13 protein-coding genes and 9 pseudogenes are annotated in these 19,811 nt (G+C 58.7%); 11 read left to right on the top strand and 11 right to left on the bottom strand.

Features of this window, described 5'->3' with window-relative positions; genetic code table 11:
* Positions 1-51 precede the first annotated feature (51 nt).
* On the top strand, positions 52-411 hold the full coding sequence (locus G5S42_RS40430; protein WP_176112272.1) for a hypothetical protein: 360 nt from the start codon (positions 52-54) through the stop codon (positions 409-411).
* 401 nt (positions 412-812) lie between these two features.
* Here G5S42_RS40430 and G5S42_RS40435 read toward each other — a convergent pair.
* A pseudogene (locus G5S42_RS40435) lies at positions 813-1,028 on the bottom strand (transposase); the annotation flags it as partial.
* A 329-nt stretch (positions 1,029-1,357) separates the two neighbouring features.
* Between G5S42_RS40435 and G5S42_RS40440 the strand changes: the two are divergent.
* Positions 1,358-1,603 carry a hypothetical protein gene (locus G5S42_RS40440; RefSeq protein ID WP_176112273.1) on the top strand — a complete coding sequence of 82 codons (246 nt, stop codon included), beginning with the start codon at positions 1,358-1,360 and terminating at the stop codon, positions 1,601-1,603.
* A 71-nt stretch (positions 1,604-1,674) separates the two neighbouring features.
* Here the strand turns inward: G5S42_RS40440 and G5S42_RS40445 are convergent.
* Positions 1,675-1,894, bottom strand: a pseudogene (locus G5S42_RS40445) (transposase domain-containing protein); the annotation flags it as partial.
* Positions 1,895-2,238: 344 nt separating this feature from the next.
* Between G5S42_RS40445 and G5S42_RS40450 the strand changes: the two are divergent.
* Together G5S42_RS40450 and G5S42_RS44825 are read left to right on the top strand one after the other, a co-directional pair.
* On the top strand, positions 2,239-3,270 hold the full coding sequence (locus G5S42_RS40450) for a site-specific integrase (RefSeq protein ID WP_246392506.1): 1,032 nt from the start codon (positions 2,239-2,241) through the stop codon (positions 3,268-3,270).
* A 175-nt stretch (positions 3,271-3,445) separates the two neighbouring features.
* Positions 3,446-3,733 carry a hypothetical protein gene (locus G5S42_RS44825; protein WP_246392508.1) on the top strand — a complete coding sequence of 96 codons (288 nt, stop codon included), beginning with the start codon at positions 3,446-3,448 and terminating at the stop codon, positions 3,731-3,733.
* 86 nt (positions 3,734-3,819) lie between these two features.
* On the opposite strand, the gene G5S42_RS40460 is transcribed toward G5S42_RS44825, so the two are convergent.
* On the bottom strand, positions 3,820-4,773 hold the full coding sequence (locus G5S42_RS40460; RefSeq protein WP_176112274.1) for an IS5 family transposase: 954 nt from the start codon (positions 4,771-4,773) through the stop codon (positions 3,820-3,822).
* 97 nt (positions 4,774-4,870) lie between these two features.
* On the opposite strand from G5S42_RS40460, the gene G5S42_RS40465 reads away from it, so the two are divergent.
* Positions 4,871-5,746 (top strand): SidA/IucD/PvdA family monooxygenase, encoded by an 876-nt coding sequence (locus G5S42_RS40465; RefSeq protein ID WP_312883718.1) that lies wholly within the window; start codon positions 4,871-4,873, stop codon positions 5,744-5,746.
* A 68-nt stretch (positions 5,747-5,814) separates the two neighbouring features.
* Here the strand turns inward: G5S42_RS40465 and istB are convergent, their stop codons facing one another.
* A complete protein-coding gene (gene istB / locus G5S42_RS40470; protein WP_176112276.1) occupies positions 5,815-6,636 on the bottom strand; it encodes an IS21-like element helper ATPase IstB in 822 nt (273 codons plus the stop codon).
* The gene (gene istA, locus G5S42_RS40475; protein WP_176112277.1) at positions 6,633-8,132 is read right to left on the bottom strand and encodes an IS21 family transposase; all 1,500 of its coding nucleotides are present in this window, start codon (positions 8,130-8,132) and stop codon (positions 6,633-6,635) included. Before istA ends, istB begins: the two co-directional genes overlap by 4 nt.
* Before the next feature lie 237 nt (positions 8,133-8,369).
* Here istA and G5S42_RS40480 point away from each other — a divergent pair, with 237 nt between their 5' ends.
* Both G5S42_RS40480 and G5S42_RS40485 read left to right on the top strand, forming a co-directional pair.
* Positions 8,370-9,590 (top strand): PhzF family phenazine biosynthesis isomerase, encoded by a 1,221-nt coding sequence (locus G5S42_RS40480; protein WP_176112278.1) that lies wholly within the window; start codon positions 8,370-8,372, stop codon positions 9,588-9,590.
* 104 nt (positions 9,591-9,694) lie between these two features.
* Positions 9,695-10,048, top strand: a pseudogene (locus tag G5S42_RS40485) (IS110 family transposase); the annotation flags it as partial.
* Positions 10,049-10,103: 55 nt separating this feature from the next.
* Here the strand turns inward: G5S42_RS40485 and G5S42_RS40490 are convergent.
* Positions 10,104-10,431: pseudogene (locus G5S42_RS40490) on the bottom strand (DDE-type integrase/transposase/recombinase); the annotation flags it as partial.
* A gap of 10 nt (positions 10,432-10,441) precedes the next feature.
* Between G5S42_RS40490 and G5S42_RS40495 the strand changes: the two are divergent.
* Positions 10,442-11,362 (top strand): annotated as a pseudogene (locus tag G5S42_RS40495) (IS5 family transposase); the annotation flags it as partial.
* A gap of 2 nt (positions 11,363-11,364) precedes the next feature.
* Positions 11,365-11,782, top strand: a pseudogene (locus G5S42_RS40500) (IS5 family transposase); the annotation flags it as partial.
* Between the two features lie 11 nt (positions 11,783-11,793).
* Here G5S42_RS40500 and G5S42_RS40505 read toward each other — a convergent pair.
* From G5S42_RS40505 to G5S42_RS40525, 5 genes and pseudogenes are all read right to left on the bottom strand, one after another.
* A pseudogene (locus G5S42_RS40505) lies at positions 11,794-12,105 on the bottom strand (family 1 encapsulin nanocompartment shell protein); the annotation flags it as partial.
* Positions 12,098-13,186, bottom strand: a complete 1,089-nt coding sequence (locus tag G5S42_RS40510; protein ID WP_176112280.1) for a Dyp-type peroxidase — start codon at positions 13,184-13,186, stop codon at positions 12,098-12,100. The gene G5S42_RS40510 and the pseudogene G5S42_RS40505, both read right to left, overlap by 8 nt.
* Before the next feature lie 1,119 nt (positions 13,187-14,305).
* Positions 14,306-14,512 carry a transposase gene (locus tag G5S42_RS40515; RefSeq protein WP_246392513.1) on the bottom strand — a complete coding sequence of 69 codons (207 nt, stop codon included), beginning with the start codon at positions 14,510-14,512 and terminating at the stop codon, positions 14,306-14,308.
* A gap of 31 nt (positions 14,513-14,543) precedes the next feature.
* Positions 14,544-14,930, bottom strand: a pseudogene (locus G5S42_RS40520) (transposase); the annotation flags it as partial.
* Between the two features lie 587 nt (positions 14,931-15,517).
* Positions 15,518-16,515: pseudogene (locus G5S42_RS40525) on the bottom strand (IS3 family transposase); the annotation flags it as partial.
* 1,510 nt (positions 16,516-18,025) lie between these two features.
* Between G5S42_RS40525 and G5S42_RS44830 the strand changes: the two are divergent.
* Positions 18,026-19,006 (top strand): alpha/beta fold hydrolase, encoded by a 981-nt coding sequence (locus G5S42_RS44830; protein ID WP_246392588.1) that lies wholly within the window; start codon positions 18,026-18,028, stop codon positions 19,004-19,006.
* Positions 18,927-19,253 carry an alpha/beta hydrolase gene (locus G5S42_RS44835; RefSeq protein WP_246392519.1) on the top strand — a complete coding sequence of 109 codons (327 nt, stop codon included), beginning with the start codon at positions 18,927-18,929 and terminating at the stop codon, positions 19,251-19,253. The genes G5S42_RS44830 and G5S42_RS44835 overlap by 80 nt, the downstream gene beginning before the upstream one ends.
* The last annotated feature ends 558 nt before the right edge of the window (positions 19,254-19,811 follow it).

The following is a 19,811-nucleotide window of genomic DNA, read 5'->3' on the forward strand; positions in this document are numbered from 1 at the left end:
CGCGAGTCTGGAGGGAACCATGAACGAGGACCCCGGACCGTTATCGGGGTGGTGAACTGGCTGATTATTTTCGCGATGGCAGTGACCGCCTCTAACATTGGCGCAAAGATCGTGTCACCGGCGCCGCAGGACTCTCCTGCCAAACTCGCGGAAGCGTTAGAAAATGTCCGGATCGCCCAAGAGCAACTTGAGCAATCACGGCAGCAGATCGGAACAACGGTCGTCCAGTTGCAGCAGACTGTCGACGCTCATAAGAGCAAACATATTTACGAATGGTCAGCACTGCAACAGCCCATTCAACAGGTCACAAAGCACGCGGATGCATTGAACGCGACGCAACAGGATCTGAACCGGGTTGCTGAGGCCTTGTCCAGCGTGAGCCCCCGCCAAGGGTTTTTTAGGCATTGGTAGCCTGAACGCCGACTGTGGGAGCGTTCATGGAGGCTTCGCAATCAGATTCCGAGGTCGCGATGAGTAGCTGTTGAAGTCCGTAGATGCTGCTATCGCGTCCATTAAGGCGCTAATCGCATCCACTAACGAAGGGTTGGGCGTCGTTGACAGTGACAAGTCACCTCAAATACACAGGACTTCCAACCCGTGCAACTCTCCGATTAATGGAAAGCTCGTATCACGGCATCAGGACCAACGAATATAGGGCGGATTCAACCGGTCGTCGCAACACTCGATTATTGAGCAGACCTCAGGTGTGCAATTCATAGACATCGTTTCAACTAAGATGAAGCGATGGACCGAGAGATCGCCGCGCGATTACGGTGGGTGCGCATGTATCACGAGACCGGCAATGCCGGCCTGCGCACCGAGTAGAACACCTGCAACAGCAGCGCCCGCATCAGCTTCTCAGGCGCAATCGAGGCACGACCGGTGTCCGCGTAGATGACGCTGAACAGCCCGTTGAGCCGGTTCAACGCATCATTCACCAGCAACCGGACCGGTCGCAACGGGTGATCTGCCGGGACGAAGTCCTCGAGCTTGACCGTCGTGAACAGGGGTTCCTGCATCTCATCCATTCCGCGCATCGCATCCGCTGCCAAAGATCATGAACACGATATCCATAACGCCCGTCCCTCAAACCCCGTTTACACGGGACCCAAATTCAACAGCCTGCTAGGTAACTAAGGCTCAGTATCGAAGGGAAAGGCGATGTGGAAGAAATTTTTCGACCGGAATCATAGCTGATAGGGTCATCAGATTGGAGTCGGACGACAACGGAGACAACTTTTACGAAGACGCGGACAGCTGGGTGGTGCGCATAGAAACGTGGCCTTGGGCTGACCGCCGCCACAACGCGGAGCTAGCGATTGGGAAGACCGACCCGGACGGAGCCGACGACGCGACCGTGAAGTTCGAAACCGGCACGGCAGAAGAGATAGAACGCCTGCTGATTGAACGGGCGAGCTTCACTCCGTCTGACGCAAAAGAGATCGCGCGTGTTGCTGGCCTGACAGACGAGGATTCCTATGGCGATGAGCCGCAGTACCTGCGCAGCCGTCTCGTTACCGGAGTTGCCGTTGCGTCGTTCGATGCCGACCTGGTACGTGGACTCCGGCTCAACACTGTTGACAAGTGGCTGGAATATCCGTAAGCGATCCATTATCGACGTCCCTCTGCGAGTGGAGTTGAGGGCCATGAATCGCAGAGAGGCGTGGCGTGTGCTCAGCGCAGGGAAGCAGGCATTTTCCTGGGCAGAAGCGCGTCGTAGTCGTCTACACATGGTCGCCATGTGCCTGAACAGCCAGTGGAGGTAGCGGTACGGGTCGATTCGACAGGCTTTGCAGGTTTCGAGCAGAGAGTAAAGATTGGCGCTCGCAGTCGCGCCATCAACCGTGTCCGAGAACAGCCAGCCGCGGCGCCCCATTACAAACGGGCGGATCGAATTCTCACAGTCGTTATGCCGACTCCCCGATTATGCCGCGTCATGTATGCGCGTGGCGGTGGGTATGGCCTTTCATGATCCCTGTGTCGGCATAAACGTATGATTTCTCAGGCTGGCTATCGGGCTGGCCAGGAGAGATCAGATGAATGCGACACGCACAGTCAGCGAGTCCGGCGGGCTGCCGGCCCATCACATCGATGCATTTCTTGATCGTCTTCGGACGGCACACTACTCCGAGATATCGCTTCGCAAGAAACGAAGAGTCCTGTGTGCGCTCTCTGGGTGGATGAAGAACAGAAACATCGACCTGATTGATCTCGATGAGTCTGTCACGGCTCGTTTTTATGAAGCGCATGATCGACGCATCACGAGACCGCGTCCAGCGTGCGCGTCCCACACTACGGCAGTTTCTCGCCTATCTGCGTGCCGAAGCCATTGTGTGCCCGCCGACGTCGGGCCGCCAATCCGCAATCGCGCACATCTATGGTCGATACCTGGACTATCTGAGGCAGGATCGTGGACTCGCGAAGAACTCTCTGCTCGTCTATGGCCCGTTCATTCGCGACTTTCTCGACAGCCACTCGGCCGGCGACGGAAGTTTATTGCCAGATGCATTCGACGCGGTAACGATCCGGAATCATCTTCTTGCCCGCAGCAAAGGCCGATCGGCGGAGTACACGCGGCTGATGGCAGTTGCGCTTCGCTCGTTCTGCCATTTCCTCTTTCTGCGTGGCGATACGGCCCGTGACCTGTATGAGTCAGTGCCCTCGGTTCGTAAGTGGCGACGGTCGACTGTGCCAACGTTCCTCACGCCTGAGCAGCAAGAAGCTCTCATTGCATCGGCAGACCAGTCGACCACGACTGGGCTTCGTGACTACGCAATCCTGCTGTTGTTGGCGCGGCTTGGCTTACGTGCCGGAGAAATCGTCGCAATCGAGCTCGACGACATTCACTGGCGTTCGGGGGAACTCGTCGTTCATGGCAAGGGGCAGATGGTCGAGCACGTCCCGCTGCCATCGGAGGTCGGAGAAGCAATCGCAACATATCTCCGCGATGGTCGCGGAGCGAGTGCATCGCGGCGCATCTTCCTTCGCAGATTGCCACCTCGGGTTGGTTTGGCGCGGCCGGCGGCGATTGGCAAGATTGTTTGTCAGGCCTTCGCACGTGCCGGTTTCCGCCCCGCGTGCCGGGGCGCCGCACATCTGTTCCGTCACGGTCTGACGACGACGATGATTCGCCACGGGGCCTCGATGGCAGAAATAGCCGAGGTCTTGCAGCACCGCTCACCGGACAGTACCGCGATCTATGCAAAGGTCGCGTTTGAGGACCTGCGCGAGGTCGCGCGCCCGTGGCCCACGGCTGGAGGTCCAATATGACTGCGATCCGCGAAAACCGCTGACGCGGTAGTGGGAGGGAAGCGGAGGTCTGTGGCTGGCGTTCGGCCAGGACGGTTGTCGGATGCCGGGCCACGACGAGCGGACGTGCAGGCGGCCAGGAGCAGCATGGGGATGCCCGACCGGGCAGCCATCCACCGTTTCCTGGAGGTCCACCATGGCACCGCTCCGCGAACGCATGCAGCACGACATGCTGATCCGCAATCTCGCAGACAACACCCAGAAGTCCTACCTGCTGCAGGTTTCCTGTTTCGCCCGGCACTTCGGCCGCTCGCCTGAACTGCTCGGCCCCGAAGAGTACGACGATGCGGCGCGTGAACCGGGGCCCAGCGGCGCGTTCGACTGCCTTCGCAGCCATCACGACGCCGACGAGAAGCTAAGGAAGGTCTGCACAACTCGTTTTCAGAGAGTTGGCCGTTTGCCACTTGCGTCGTATCAGCCATGAGAGTCTGCTGGCAGGTTGGTCGCCTGGCTTTTTGAAGCGTGACGACCACTGTTTGCCGAGATTCGCGGCCTGAATCTGCGAGCGTTTCAAGCGTTCCACAAAGCCTTGCGTGCCATCCACAGGTTGCCCAGAGCAAATAGTGTCGTGATCTGGGCGGTGTTCTTCATCAACCCCCGGTACCGGGTCTTCGTATAGCCAAACTGCTGTTTGAGGACGCGGAACGGATGTTCAACCTTGGCGCGGATGCCGGCCTTCAGGCGTTCAATCTGATCGAATATCGCGTCCAGCCGATCGGTTAGGTCCAGTTGTCTGCGCCTGCCTGGTCGCATCGCGACATGCCAGCGAACCGCGCTTACCTGGCAGCGCTTTTCGATACCCTGATATCCGGCGTCAGCGTACACATCCATTTCCTGGCCGTGCAACAGCGCTTCGGCCGCATTGATGTCATGAACGTTGGCGGCTGTGCCGATGACCGTGTGGACCAGGCCCGACTCTGCGTCCACGCCGACGTGCGCTTTCATCCCGAAGTACCATTGATTTCCCTTCTTCGTCTGGTGCATTTCCGGGTCCCGTGTACCAGAGCCGTTCTTCGTCGAAGTGGGTGCGGAAATCAAGGTAGCGTCGACCGCCGACCCCACCTTCAGCATCAAGCCTTTCTCGCTCAGGATCTCATTGACCAGCGTTAGCATCTGCGCAGCCAGGCCGTGCGTTTCGAGAAGGTGACGGAACCGGAGAATCGTGCTCTCGTCCGGCAAACGCGTCATACCCTCGTCCAGCCCAGCAAACTCACGATACAGCGGCACGTCATAAAGCGCCTCTTCCATCGCCGGGTCTGACAGACCAAACCACTGCTGCATGAAGTGGATCTGCGGCATCGTCGCAATAGGAAACGGCGGCCTTCCAGTCTTACCCCTTGGATAGTGCGGTTCGATCAACGCAATCAACCTCGACCATGGCACAACGCGCCTCATCTCATCGAGAAATTCCCGCTTGCGCGTGCGTTTAGTTGAAAGATCCAGACCAAGACCAAGCTGTGTCATCGAGGTACCCCTTAAACCTGCCTTCTCCCAGGTTAGTCCACCGAGACGTCAACGCCAGGACTTTTGCAGACCTTCCCTAGATCGCGATTCATTTTGCGTGCGTGCCAAGGAAGAAACGGTGCGCACGAAGACGGTCGTCATCGGTGTGGGCCGGGAACCGTTCGTTCCTGACTTCGCACGCCTGATTGGCGGAAAGAACGTTTTTCATAGCGGCGCATTCCTGAGTGAAAAGCGGAATTTTTCAGGTTGGAGCGTGGCGGTGGTGGGCGGCGGCCAAAGCAGCGCCGAAGTCGTCAGCGCGCTACTGCGCGGGTCACATGGAGAACCGGCATCGATTACGTGGGTGTCGCGTCGGCCAAATCTGTTTGCCCTCGAAGACAGCCCATTCGTCAATGAATGGTTCTTTCCCCAACACAGCACGTGGTTCCAACGGTGTTCACGCGAGGCGCGTGAACGATTTCTGATGGGGCAGGAACTGGCGGGCGATGGCGTCAGCGCCTCGACGCTTCGGGAAATCTATCAGCTCTTGTACGAGCGCGAAGTGGCGCATAAGGCAAGGCCGGGCGCCTGCGAGATACGGATCGATTCGTCGGTCGAGGCAATGAGTCTCGACGGGCCTGGTTATCTGTTGACAGTGCGTGACCGCGTGAACGGCAATGTGATGCACGCATATGCGGATGTCGTCATTCTCTGCACAGGGTACAGATCCTTGCTGCCGCGGTTACTCGAGCCTTTACGAAGCCGGCTGTCGTTTGTGCAAAACACATTAGGAGATACGGAGCTTGAGATACGCGATGATTTTTCCGTAGTCCTGGATGGGCCGCCCGGCTGTCGGCTCTATCTGCAAAACGGCGCACGCTCGCAGTATGGGGTCGCAGATCCCTACCTCAGTCTGCTCTCATGGCGCAGTGCGCGAATCTTGAACGCCATTCTCCGTATGGAGCGCTTCGATTGCGGTGTAATGAGCGTGTAGAGCGTCAAGCATGAAGTCCGGCCGAACGACAATTATCTTGTCCGGTCAGCGGGGGTAATTGTCGCTGTTCAAGAGGTCATAGTTGTCGCTCCTTGTGACTCGGGATCCGGTAGTTGACGCCGCCGTGCAGCCTTGTTGTCGGTGGCGTTCCGACGCCGGTAGCTCTCGACGTTCAGTTCGAAGATCGTCGAGTGATGGACCAGGCGATCGATGGCGGCCACGGTCATGGCCGGGTCGGGGAAGACGTCATTCCAGCCGGAGAACGGCTGGTTGGCTGTGATCAGAAGGCTGCGCCGCTCATATCTCTCGGCGATCAGCTCGAACAGCACGCTGGTTTCGGCCTGATCCTTACGGACGTATGAGAGGTCGTCGAGGATGATCAGATCGAAGTGATCGAGCTTCGCGAGCATCGACGGCAACTGCAGGCTCTGGCGTGCAACCTGTAGCTTCTGCACGAATTCGCTGGTGCGCGTGAACAGCACCCGGTAACCGGCGTCGATCAGAGCGTGGCCGATGGCGGAACCGAGATGTGTCTTGCCGCCGCCGGGCGGCCCGAACAACAGGATCGTGGCACCTTTCTCCAGCCACGAATCGCCGCTGGCCAGCGCCATGACGTGCGCCTTCGAGACCATTGGCACCATGCTGAAGTTGAAGGTATCGAGCGTCTTGGTCGGATCCAGATGCGATTCGACGCGGTGCCGCTCAATACGCCGTTTCACACGCTCGGCGAGTTCGTGTTCGAGCAGCGCACCAAGTAGCCGCGTGGCCTGCCAGCCTTCCTTGTCGGAACGCTGGGCAAATTCAGGCCACAGCCGGCCGATGGTCGGCAGCCGCAGTTCATTGAGCATCAACCCCAGACGGGCGGCATCGTAGGTAGCAGCGGTGTTCATACCGGCACCTCGTCATCGAGCAGCGTGTCGTAGAGTGCCGCCGATGGCGTCGCAACCACCACTTCAGGACACTGGGGCTGACGCGGTGCAAATTCGTGACGCAACTGCTCCAGGTCGGGTAACTTGCCGGCAGCGAGCAACGCATCGAGCCGTTCGGCAAGGATTGCCTCGACGCCGTGATACGCGGCCAGCTCGAGTAGCCCGACCATGAGCTTGCAGGCTTCGCGTTGTGCCAGTCTCGCCTCAAGCTGCTCCCAGGTGCGGCGATACGCTTCGCGAGGAAACAGGTCGTCGCGAAACGCCAGGCCCCTGAAGGCCTGCGGCTTACGTCTGAGTGCATCGATGAAGTGTCGGTAGTCGAGGGCGCGACCGCGGCCGTAGGGCACACGCGAGCCCCGCTGGGTGCTGTGCACCAGTGCGCCGGACAGATAGCAGTCGAGTCGGTCGTTATAGAGCCGTACCCGCAGGCGGTGGCCGATCAGGCGCGATGGTGCGCTGTAGAGGATCCCGCGCACGGTAAAGGTGCCACAGCGGGTCACGCGCGCTTCTTCCTCGACGAAGTCGGTCGTGCGACGCTCGGGCAGATCGTGCAGATGCTCGCGCTCAACGTTGAACCCAGCAGCATTGCGCCGGTTACGGCGCATGACGACTTCGCGAACGAACCCGTCATAGGCAGCACGTTCTGCAAAGTCGCGATGACCCCGCAGCATCAACGCCTGATCGATTGCCTCCTTCAGGTGACGATGCGATGACTCCACGCTGCCGTTCTCGTGGCCCCGGCCGCGGTTGTTGCGCGTGCCGACCATGCCGTAATGCTCGAGCAGCGCGGTATAGCGGACCGTGAAGTCGTCCTGTTCCTGCAGATTCCTGAACCCCGCCGACAGACTGTCGGTGCGGTGTTCCCGTGGGCATCCGCCGGCCTGCCACAATGCATTCTGCAAGCCTTGGGAGAGCGCTTCAAAGCTCTCGCCCCCATCGACGACACAGGCGTATTCCCAGTGCGAGAACGCGAGCACAAAGTGGTACAGCCGGTGGGCGAACGGCACGCCGGTGATCGTGATACCAAGGCCGCCCATATCGGTGAAGTCCGACAGCCCCTGTGCGCCAGGCAGATGCTCCTGGGGAAAGAAGACTTCCTTGCCTGGTCCCTCAAGGGCACGCCACTGGCTAACGCGTCGCTCCAGCGTACGCCGCATGCTGTCAGGAAACTCGCCCGGATGCGTCTCCTGCAGTTTGCCCAGCAGCGTGATGGCCTTCAGCCCGGGGACGCTGCGCAGCAGAGGCAGCACTTCACTCTCCCAGACCTCGGCAAATGGATCGGGGCGAGTGCGCCAATCGCGATGCGGCTTCTGCGACGGTAACCGGCCATCGCGTTCGATTCGCCGTGCCGTGCGCGAACTCATGCCCGACTTGGCAGCAGCGACTTCCTGAGTGTGATGTTTGCGCTTGCTCATATAGAGGCGGACCTGCTGGTCCGTGATTCGGGTTCCGGACATGGCTGTTCGCTTCTTCTTGAACGCGACCAGCCATCCTATGACCCCATCATCCCGGCGCCGCCGGTGGTGCGTCGTCTCCGGCGGCTACGCCGCCTTCGACTCCGCACCACCGGCCAACACAATCGTCAATCGACCGGACAAGATAATTGTCGGCGCCCAGAGCGGTGCTATCACGTGGTCAGGCGAAACCTTGGCGGCGTCGCGGAAGCCATCGCAAGAGATGACGGAGAAAATTTCATGACTCGAAAGCACGGTTTCACCACGATAGATCTCGCCGGAATGTCTCATGCGTCGTTGCCGCCGGAGCTGCAGAAGGCGCCTAACGTCGTCAATGCATTTGCTGATGACCGCTTTAGTGGCAATCCCGCGGGTGTTGTTATCTTGCGTGAATTTCCTCCGGCCGAGCAATTGCAAGCGGCTGCTCACTATGCGAAGCTGCCGACCACTGCCTTTGTGGCACCATCATCGGACCACGACGAATTCGCGTGCTTCGACATACGATGGTTTACGCCTAGTGCCGAGCTTGAGCTGTGTGGTCATGCGACGCTCGCGGCGGCGCATTGGCTCTTTACTCGAGGGAAAGTGCCGGGCCACGCGCTGACATTCAGATCAAGGAGCGGCGTGCTTGCTATTACGCGCGCTGGCGATGCGATCACCATGAGCTTCCCTCGCATTCTCAGCGTCGCCGCTGACAAGACCACGGCGCGCACCGTGTCGGACGCGCTTGGTGTGCCGCTGGTCGAATGCCGGCGTGCTTATGATGATCTGATTGCCGTGGTCGCGGAAGAGTCTATCGTCACGCGTTTTGTGCCGGATCTCGCTGCAATTCACGGCCTTGAATGTCGTGGCGTCGTGCTGACCGCACGTACCGATCCAAACGGTTCGCTCGCGGAATATGACATCGTGTCGCGGTTTTTCGCGCCAGCGATTTCCATCGACGAGGATCAGGTGTGTGTGTCCGCGCATTGCAAGCTTCAGCCGTACTGGTCCGAGCGCTTGGGCCGCTCGAATCTGCGTGCGTTGCAAGCCTCAGCTAGCGGTGGGCGGCTAGGACTGGACGCAAGGGGCGATCGTGTCTTAATCGAAGGTAGCGCGCGCTTCGGAGACATTGACGGCATTCGACATGGAACGGTTGCGTGCGGCCCAGTTACCACCTGTGCTATCGGTGTGACCATGCGTGAGTTCGATGGCTTGGCGAGTGAACATTCCAAGGCGCCTTTCCGGCTTGCGTCATTTCGCGTCGCTCCTGGTTGCGCCACCGTTGCGGAAGCGCATGACGTGGCAGAACTTTGGCATCTCTCCAGGGGACATGGTCGTGCGGTAGTCGACGGCCGGAGCATCGAGTTGAAGGCAGGCGACTCGGTTCAATTCGCCCCTCGAGAGCGTCACCAGTTGCACAACGTCGGAGATGAGGCTATAGAGGCCGTTTCGATTTGGTGGGGGGTGCCCCGGTCATGACCATGTGCTTCTGGCTCTGATGTGATGGACGACTCCCGCTAACCAGCGAGCGGTTTATGCCAAAGTGGAAAAGTCGTGACGTCCACGGCAAAGGAGCGTTCATCATGAATATAGCGACTGTTGGACTGGATCTGGCCAAGAGCGTGATGCAGGTTCACGCAGTGAATTCGCAAGGCGAAATCGTTGTGCGCAAACAGCTCAGACGCGCGAATGTACTTCGGTATTTTGCTACGCTCGAACCGTGTGTAATCGGCATGGAAGCGTGCGCCTCGTCGCACTACCGGGGCCGTGAGCTCACCAAGCTCGGACACACCGTTCGACTGATCGCCCCGCAGTTCGTCCGGCCTTACGTAAAGAGCAACAAGACCGACGCGGCCGACGCCGAAGCAATCTGCGAGGCGATAACGCGACCGAACATGCGCTTTGTACCGCTCAAGACGCAGGCGCAACAGACAGTGCGGTTCTGTCGCGATAACGATGGCAGATCAAATGAGTGGATGTACATAGGATTGCTTACATAGCCAGCAAGTAGAACTGCCCGGCAACCGTTCGGGCGACGCGATCGTCTTGCATCTGTCCCTTGCGGATCATATGCATCACTTCGATGCCAGACAGAATGATGCGGGCACAGCGAAAGTCCTTGAATCCCATCATCGGTTTGATGATGCGTTTGATCGCTCGGTGGTCCTGCTCGATGATGTTGTTCAGATACTTGTTCTGGCGGATTGATCGGCGTGTCGCGCCCGGCGTTGAGAGCCTCGAGCGCAGCCAGATTCGCACCGCTCTTGTCCACGGTAATCGTCTCGGGCTCGCCGTTCTGGTCAGTCGCCTTCTCAAAATGCAGGAACCCCCTGTTCACGACGGTCAAGCTCGAGGACTTCGTCCGGGCAGATCACCCGTTGCGACCGATCCGGTTGCTGGTGAATGACGCGTTGAAACGGCTCAACGGGCTGTTCAGCGTCATCTACGCGGACACCGGCCGTGCCTCGATTGCGCCTGAGAAGCTGATGCGGGCGCTGCTGTTGCAGGTGTTCTACTCGGTGCGCAGCGAGCGCATGCTGATGGAGCAGATGCGCTACAACCAGCTGTTCCGCTGGTTTGTAGGGCTGGCGATTGAGGACGCGGTGTGGGACCACTCGGTGTTCTCGAAGAACCGCGACCGGCTTCTGGAGCATGAAGTCGTGGAAGCGTTCTTCACCGAAGTCATGAGCCTGGCGGACAAGCGGGGCTTGCTCTCGAGAGAGCATTTCTCGGTGGACGGCACGCTGATTCAGGTGTGGGCCAGTCACAAGAGCTCCCGCCGCAAGAACGGCCCGGACGATGGTCCGCCAGCCGGCGGTGGCCGCAACGCCGACACTGACTGGAAAGGCGAGCGACGTAGCAATGCCACGCACGAGTCGACTACTGATGCGGAGGCGCGATTGTTCAAGAAGAGCCGCAAGAGCCCGGCCATCCTGTGCTACCACGGGCACATCCTGATGGAGAATCGCTCGGGGCTGGTGGTCGGCGCCGTGGTCAGTCATGCAGATGGTTTCGCCGAGCGGGCCAGCGCATTGCAATTGCTCGATTGCGTGCCAGGCGCTCATGCGAAGACAGTTGGTGCCGACAAGGCGTATGACACCCGCGACTTCGTGAACGATTGCCGCGCTCGCAACGTGACACCGCATGTCGCGCGCAACGATGAGCGTTGGGGCGGCGGCGCAATCGACGGTCGCACTTCGCGGCACGCGGGCTACCGGATTAGCCAGATCATCCGCAAACGAATGGAAGAGACGTCCTTGTAGATGCCAACGGGGTCCCGGTCAGCGTGATTCTGACCGGCTCAAACCGTAACGACGTCGCCCAGTTGCTGCCGTTGGGTCGATGCCATCCCGCCGATCCGGGGCACGCGTGGCCGACCACTGCGCAAGCCAAAAGTCATCTACGGCGATCGCGGCTACGACTCCGACGCACATCGCCAGCGCTTGCGAGATCGTGGCATCAGGCCAGTAATCGCGCGGCGTCGAACTGAAAATGGCAGTGGTCTGGGGAAATTCCGCTGGGTGGTAGAACGAACTCAATCGTGGCTCGACAATTTCCGTCGGCTTCGCATTCGCTTCGATCGCCGTAGCGACATTCCCGAAGCATTCCTCAAATTCGCTTGCTCGCTCGTGTGCTGGAATATATTCAAACGAGCGCAGTCGGCTTTTTGAACTGGCCTCTAAGCGGGCTGCCAGTCGGAGTCTTCAGCGCCGCGTTCGACGTCGTCGACAGCGTGGCGTGACAGCGCGAAAGGCACCCGCAGCTCGACGAGCGGTTTGACTTCGCGTTGGCTCGCGCGAATTCCTTCGAGCGGCGCCTCGATGCCGTTCTGATGCCCCGTGCCGACGCCTGCCAGATCGGCGCCGCCCAATCCCGTAACGTCTACGACTCGGCGGCCTGCGACTAGGCGCTTGAACGTGCGCGCGACTTCATCTTCGATCTGCGACCAGGCCGCGCTGGAAATGGGCGCCAGCTCGCGGTGGAGATTATTCATACCTTGGTGCTCCTTTAAGTGATCTGATGGCAAGCGAGCCGTCGCCGGACGGCATGTTCTGGGTTGTCTGCGCGTCCGCAGTGTCCCGGGAGGATGCGGACGCAACGGTAATGGTGTGAGCGATTCCTGGTTCGCGCTCGGCAAGCGCCTTGAGCAGAGGCTCGGACGGCACGAAGAACAGTCCGCCCGTCACGGCGCGGCTGAAGTCGAGCAGGCGGTCGTAGTTGCCAGCCGGTCGGCCGACGAACATGTTTTCCAGCATCTGTTCGATGGGCTGCGGCGAGCGTGCATAGCCGATGAAATACGTGCCAAATTCGCCAAAGCCGGGCCTGCCGAACGGCATGTTGTCACGGAGAATCTTGATCTCGTCCCCGTTGGCATCTTCGAGCGTCGTCAGGGAACTATGCGACCAGCTCGGCTTCACCGAATCGTTCAGCTCGATGTCCCGGAGCTTCGTGCGGCCGATGATGTGCTCCTGCGCTTCTACTGACAGCGCACCCCAGCGTCTCATGTCGTGGAGGTACTTCTGCACGAGCACGTAGCTGCCGCCCGCGAAGTTCGGGTCTGTGTCGCCGATCACCGTGAAATGGACGGCCTCTTCACCGACCGGATTTTCCGTGCCGTCGACGAAGCCGATCATTGCGCGCATATCGAAGTTGCGAAAGCCATGGACTTCATCCACGGTCGTCGCCGCTCCTTCGAGGCGGGCCATCAATTCTGTGGCGAGTTCGAAGCAGAGGTCCATGTGGTTGGCACGAATGTGCAGGAGCAGGTCCCCCGGTGTCGCCATCGCTACACGCCCACCGGCGCCGAATTTGCGGAACGGGTGCAGTTCAGCCGGACGAGGCGCACCGAAAAGCGCGTCCCACGCGTGCGAGCCGAACCCAACGACGCATGTGAGATTGCCTGATGGCACACGCTTGCCGATGGCGCGCGTGAGATTCGCGACATCGGCGCACCAGGCGCGCACGTTGGCCCGGCTCGCGGCGTCATCGTTGATGGTCACGACGATGAAAATTGCGTTGTGCGTGACCGGCGAGAAGACGGCTTGCGGAGACGGCGGTACTGAGGATTGGGTCATTTTCTGATGTACTGTTCAGTGGACGAAGACACCGGACGACCGGTGCGCCTGTGACTGGTTTCAGCAATTTTGCAAGAGCCCGTTAGGGTCGGCCGAAATCGCCGATGCGGACGACGGATCCCGCTTTCAACGATTTGGCTGCCTGATAGGCCTTTTGGAGATCGACGATCACATCATTGGTCATTTTTCAATCCCTCACGGTTTAGCCTGCGCTTTACCGGTTCGCGTTCGCAGGCGACGAACTTTTTGCGTACCGATGGAAAGACACTACGCGTAAGATCAGAACGCGGTGTCGGCTTTTACTCAGAAATCCATATGAAGGAGCAGGGCGTGCCGCAGCTTGCCCCCTCAAAACACTCTGCTACGAAAGAGTCCAGCGACTTTGTCGGTGATCTGGACGCCGTGCTGAGCCACAAAGGCTTTCGTTTGTCCTGCGTGCGATAACTCAGACGGGGAATCGTTGCCTTCCATTCCATCTGTGCTAACAGCCATATCATTACTCAATTCTGATAGAAGCCACGTGCTGTCCTGTCATCGAGTGAATCTGTGGGACTTGATCTTCATTGATGGGCAATACCACACCCTGTTCACTCATTCGTCTGCTCCTGGAAGTCAAAGAAAACATTGAAACATCACGACGAGCCGGAACACCCGCAGCTCCTTACATTGGCACGCGCAAAACTTCCCCCACGTCCGTCTTATGGCGCTGGAACTTGAGAGCAGAGCAACATTTCTCAAATCGAAAAACTGCATACTCGCATCCTCAACTGCCAGTGAGTTGGGCGTCTGCAACTGACGAGCAATAGTCGCGCCAGACGGAAAGCGAGGTAACACGACTAGTCGGTGGAATCGGCTGTCGCAAATGTCCCGACATTACATTGTCGTACATCGAACAATATCAAGCGACATCGAGCTGCTGTTCACCGCCTGGTGGCGAAATGAGGTTCCGTCGAGCATCTGAACCGCCCCGTATTTTGAGGAGATACCGTCTTGTCGGTCAAGCGCTCGCGAGGTACTTCGCGCAATAAGGCGGTCGTGTTTCCAAGATGCTGATACGCACTTGTACGAGCTTACGCATGGCTACGCCGCGCACCGACATGGCGGACTTCCCACGCGCCGTTAAGCGCTCGCACAAAGCCTTGATGTAAGAAGGTTATATCGCTTGGCGAGAACGGTCGCCATATAGAGTGTTGCCCGAGCCCTGGCGGGTCCGGCCTTCGACAAAGGTGATGGGCCTTGCACAGACGATAGCGACTGCCTCTGCACCGTCACGAAGCCCAAGTATGCCGCCAGTTGTTCGGCTGAATCGAAGCGTCGCACGTACATGCTGGCTAGGGAACGTCTGCACAACTCGTTTTCAGAGCGCTGTTTTTTGCCAGTGAGTCGTAACAGCCGTAAGACCCTGCTGGCAGATTGTCGTCCGGCTTTTGAAGCGTGGCTGCTTGAGCACGCGGAACGGATGTTCAACCTTGGCGCGGATGCCCGCTTTCAGGCGTTCAATCTGGTCGAATATCGCGTCCAGGCGATCGTTCAGGTCCAGTTGTCGACGCCTGCCTGGTCGCATCGCGACATGCCAGCGGACCGGGTTCGCCTGGCGTCGCTTTTCGATACCCTGATAGCCGGCGTCGGCGTACACATCCGTTTCGTGGCCGTGTAACAACGCTTCGGCCTCGTTGATGTCATGAACGTTGGCCGTTGTGCCGATGACGGTGTGCACTAGGCCTGACTCTGCATCCACGCCAACGTCGGATAGCGGTGGCGCATTGCTGCGCCGCCGCCCCCTGAGAACCGGACGTGCGAGTCGCCCCGCATCCGGCTCAAGCCATTCGCCAGCACCGACGTTGGTACCGGGCAATCAATCATCAGTCGCAGCTCGACGACGGGCAAAGTAGGACGACCACGTAGAGTCAAACGGATGGGCCTGGCCACGTATAGGCAAGGTAGTTTTCGGCGCGCGTCCTAAGTCTTCTTCCGAGTCGTAACGGTTGTTGGACAGCGACTGCGACAGAAACTTCCGCACTACGTAGGGCGTATGCTTGTCGACTCTGTAAAAGGTGCCAGCTACTGTGGCCGTACTGAAGCTGGGAACCAAACGCATCCGTCCGATGCCGTTGGTGTCAACTGTCGAGCTGCACGGAGACATTTCTTCAGAAATAGCCGTCTCCGGAGCGTGCGATATCGCGAGGTCCGGTGTCTCGCATTCCGATGTGAAAACAGGATTCTGGGTGATGCGAGGCGATACGGGATCGTAATGACTTCCGTAACGGAAAAGCACGAATACACACGTTGCAGGGTGGAGTTGCCTCTGTAACCTAGGACACGCGGACACCGTTAGATTGATGACTCCGCTGCCTGCCTGAACTCGCGCGGCGAGCGATATTTCAGTGCTTTGTGCGGGTGGCGTTCATTGTAGTGTTCAAACGCAGCGGCCAGATGCGAGAGTGCCGTCGGCGCGTCACGCTTATCCATATAGGCGACGTAATTGTGCTTCATCGTCTTCACGAACGATTCAGCCATACCATTGCTCTGCGGCGAGCGTACCGGCGTGGTCAGCGGCCGCAGGCCCAGTTCGCGCGCAAAGCTGCGCGTGCGATGGTCGATGTAGGCCGAGCCGTTGTCCGTCAACCATTCGATGGGCTGTGCGGCCTGCGTAGTGCCGAAGCGCTGTTCAACGGCAGCCAGCATCACGTCGCGCACCACGTCGCCGCTATGGCCTCCAGTTGTCGCAGCCCAGCTGATCGCCTCCCGGTCGCAGCAGTCCAGCGCGAACGTTACGCGCAGCGGCGTGCCATCGTCGCACCGGAACTCGAAGCCATCGGAGCACCAACGGGTATTGCTGCAGTCCACGGCAACGCGACCGTCATGCCGCCGCGTGTCTCGCCGTACGCCGGGACGACGCAGCAGCAACCGGTGCTCACGCATAACCCGATACACGCGCTTGTGGTTGATGCACGGCGCGCTGGTCTCTTCGCGACTGCGGCGCAGCAGTGCCCAGATGCGTCGGTAACCGTAGGTCGGCAGATGTGCTACGTGGGCCCGGATTTCTTCGACCAATTCCGCGTCATCGCTCGGCCTGGCGCTACGGCCATCTTGCCAATCGGACGAGCGAGCCTGTTTCGCTGCTACGCCAGAGCGCGCCACGCCGAGAACTTCACAGACCGTTTTCAATGGTCGTCCCCCGGCAGCAAGGGCGAGCGCGCAATCAGGTTTTTTGAGCGCCCCCAATCCACGGCTTCCTTCAGGATTTCGACTTCCATCGTCTTCTTCCCGAGTAGTCGTTGCAGCTCCTTGATTTCCTTGATGGCTGCGGCGAGCTCTGATGCCGGCACGGGTGCTCTGTCGCCAACAGAACCAGTGTCGCCGCTTCCCAATAGGCCGGCACGAGAATTTCGAAAACGCCGCGCCGCAGAGCTGTAACGTGCGTTGGGGTCGCGCCGGGCGCATGCGCTTCGCGATACCGCGGCATTGGATCATGCTGGATACCGTCGGTATAACGGCCGGCCGTGGGGGTCGCGCAATTCGAACCAGAACCCCGCCTTGCCTTCGGAGCTGCACAGCTCATGCGAGGGTGGCAGGGTCATTTCGACCAGATGCTTTGAGGCGAGCGATAGCGCGTCGCCGTCGTAGGCAAAGATCAGGCGTAGGATGCGGCGGTACGGTGGACTAGGCATCGGCGAACATTGCGATCCGGCAGTGGTGCCACTATTTTCGAGAATGCGTCGAGCTGGTCGACCAGCTCGGACGTTGCGGTGGTGCCCGGCGACCTCAATCTGCTGCTGCTCGCTTGTGCCGGCGGGTCGACTGTACACCAAGGCCGACGTCCTCAAACGTCCATCGCTGCAATATTCCCAACACGTAGCTTGGCCGCATGTACTGCTCACCGATGACTGTCGCTGGCAGCGGTAGAATCATTTCCTTCTCGCATCTTGTTGCATAACGGGGATGTCGACAGCGAAGCCTCGTCGGGCTCATTGCGGCCAGCAAAACTAAGCCACCGTTATGGCCACAACTACCCTCAGTAACGCGTGTCTGCACCCTTTACATCGACTATTTCAACGGAAAATAGCTGACTGGTCGCCGGTGCAGGAACAGCAATCGCAAGGTCGTTGTTCAGCTCAATTGCAATAGAGTGTGTGACCTTTCGAGCATGTCGCCAAAAGGCCAACATGAGAACGATCCAGCTCGTCTGCGCATCCCTCTGCTGTCGGGGAGATGATAACGGCATTCGTACGCGCGATATGACTCGATATTGTTTAAGTGCGCATAAGGAAAGTTGATGGAACCTTTGCGAGTATCTGCGCTTTTATTGCTGCGAGTATTGATTCCTGATCAATGTCAATCTGATTCAAATTCCTAAATGACAGCCGCACCATTCTGCTAGCCGGACGATAAAGAATCGATACATTTGTTGAACATAGACATGATGACGAAAACATTAAAAAAGATTCGCGTTTTAGGGGCTCTTTTGATTGCGGTCGCGCTGAATGGTTGCGGTGGCTCGGACGGCGGTTCAGTCACCGACCCGACTCACGCGTCGGTTGGTTCCAGCGCGGATGATGAACTAACGCCATACTACGTCCAGTCAATAACTTGGCATGCCTGCGGATCTGACAATTTTCAAATTGTCAACAAAGACCTGCTGGGTCCGCTATCGACTAGGGCTAGTTGTACTACGGGAAAGGTGCCGTTGGATTACGATGATGCTTCCAAAGGTAGCGTCGGCATTGGCGTACTGCGAGTGATTGCCGGTAAGCCTGCAAACCGGCTTGGTGGCATATGGATGAATCCTGGTGGGCCCGGTCGGAGAGGGCTGGCGATGCCTTTGCGCTTGTCGACGCTATGGCTGCTTGTGAATTCGGCAAATCCTGTAGGTCAAAGCTCTTGCAATTGTCGGATGCCTACGATCTGATCGGATTCGATCCACGCGGCGTCGGTTCAAGCGCCCAGTTGGTATGCAGTTCTAGCGCCCCGGCGAGAGCAATTTCTTTCACCGACAGGTCCCCCGCTGGAGTCAGGGCACAGATGATCCAAAGCCGCGACCTCGCATCAGCTTGTGGTGGCACGCCCATGACGCCCTACATTAACACCGAATACACAGCTCGTGACATGGAGGTGATACGTGCGGCGCTTGGATACGACAAATTGAACTACTATGGTACGGCTCTTGGGGCTCGCTATGCCAGCCTGTTTCCCGGTCGCACAGGTCGTCTGGTTCTCGATAGCGTCGTAGATATCACCCTTCCGTTTGCCGAGGTCGGCCCTCAGGCTCCAGCATTTCAGCGCACATTTGATGGCATCATTGCTCCTTATGTCGCCGCACAAAACGAGCTTTTCGGCCTCGGTTCGAACGCGGACGATGTCAAAGAGATTACTAGGAACGGTCCCCTTGGCTCACAAGTTGGCTTGGCCGAACCATTTGATTCACTGTATGCTCAATGGCAAATTGATGCTGTGGTAGAAAAGTTGGCAGTGGCCAAAAGAATAGAGAGGGTTTTGGCAGAAAACCCGCAGATTTCCCCTAATGACCTTCATCGCGAGGTAGTCTCGCTGCCTTTCTTTCCGAGTTGGAACAGAGCCGTGGAAAATGCCACGCAAAAGATTGCCGGAGAGGCGGTCGCAAGATATGCTGAAGTAGTTTCCGGTAGCACAAGGTCCCTGGAGGACCCAGAGGAGGCCCAAGTGTCCGTGATCTGCAATGATGGAGCCTTGATCCACTCAAGCGAGGAGTACTGGGCAGATCATGGAAATTCGCTCGCCATGTCTGCGCCGCTTGGTGGGGGGGTTATCTTCCGGTCAGCCCTGTCTTTACCGGCCGTTTAGCACGCGCAGGCTGCCGTCGGTCGACAGTGCCGCGACGCTACCTATTCTCATGCTGCAGGGTGAGGACGATGGTCCAACCCCTCTGCCTGGAGCGCGCGCCACTGCAGCCACATTGAAAAATTCAAGACTTGTAGTTCAGGAGACGACGTACGACCATGGTGCATTCTTTTCTGGCAGCGAATGCATTGGCGGCTATTTCGCAGACTATCTGCTTGAGGGCGCCTTGCCGGAGAAGGGCGCCACGTGAGCAGGAAACGCTGTAACAGAAGAGTACCGGACTGACATGTACACCGATCGCCTCGAAGCAGAAAAGGTTCTGCAGGACCTCCGAGAAATCATGAGATAGTTCGTCAATGCAGTCTTGGATGTAGAGGATTTCATCGCCATGGAGAATTAAAGACAGCTATTGGCAGCGGTTGCATGCGGCCGACTGTTATTCGGTGCGTGATGCTTTTCGCCAAATCCCTCGCACCAGCACGGAAAGTCTAAGTATCAACGGGCACTCGAAGCTGAATTGGAGACTAGGCTGCCTCGGCCGAACCCTAACATAAAAGTGCGCCGCGCAATTGATGGCGCCCCCCAGAGAATGATCGATGTGACGCGATTTGAAATGCGATCGGTGGCGCAGGCGCGCTGCCACGAAAGTCGAGTTGGACCGCGTAATGAAGTCCGCACTGTCTCGATCCGCACAATAAGATCCCCGTAGCTTTCGACTGATAGTAGAACGTACTGCGCGCCAACTTCGCCGCCTCGAGCGGCGCGGGTAGCCGGTGATGCCGCCGCAGTTGCGGCACTATTTGCGTTT

Origin of the sequence: Paraburkholderia youngii, from assembly GCF_013366925.1 — a bacterium.
GTDB lineage: Bacteria > Pseudomonadota > Gammaproteobacteria > Burkholderiales > Burkholderiaceae > Paraburkholderia > Paraburkholderia youngii.

Bases quoted from the DNA above. Each gene is read 5' to 3' on its own strand.
- G5S42_RS40480 (WP_176112278.1), top strand. From the start codon at position 8,370: ATGACTCGAAAGCACGGTTTCACCACGATAGATCTCGCCGGAATGTCT.
- G5S42_RS44835 (WP_246392519.1), top strand. From the start codon at position 18,927: ATGGAAATTCGCTCGCCATGTCTGCGCCGCTTGGTGGGGGGGTTATCT.
- istB (WP_176112276.1), bottom strand. From the start codon at position 6,636: ATGAACACCGCTGCTACCTACGATGCCGCCCGTCTGGGGTTGATGCTC.
- G5S42_RS40510 (WP_176112280.1), bottom strand. From the start codon at position 13,186: ATGACCCAATCCTCAGTACCGCCGTCTCCGCAAGCCGTCTTCTCGCCG.
- G5S42_RS44825 (WP_246392508.1), top strand. From the start codon at position 3,446: ATGGCACCGCTCCGCGAACGCATGCAGCACGACATGCTGATCCGCAAT.
- G5S42_RS40450 (WP_246392506.1), top strand. From the start codon at position 2,239: ATGAAGCGCATGATCGACGCATCACGAGACCGCGTCCAGCGTGCGCGT.
- istA (WP_176112277.1), bottom strand. From the start codon at position 8,132: ATGTCCGGAACCCGAATCACGGACCAGCAGGTCCGCCTCTATATGAGC.
- G5S42_RS44830 (WP_246392588.1), top strand. From the start codon at position 18,026: ATGGCTGCTTGTGAATTCGGCAAATCCTGTAGGTCAAAGCTCTTGCAA.
- G5S42_RS40515 (WP_246392513.1), bottom strand. From the start codon at position 14,512: ATGTACGTGCGACGCTTCGATTCAGCCGAACAACTGGCGGCATACTTG.
- G5S42_RS40460 (WP_176112274.1), bottom strand. From the start codon at position 4,773: ATGACACAGCTTGGTCTTGGTCTGGATCTTTCAACTAAACGCACGCGC.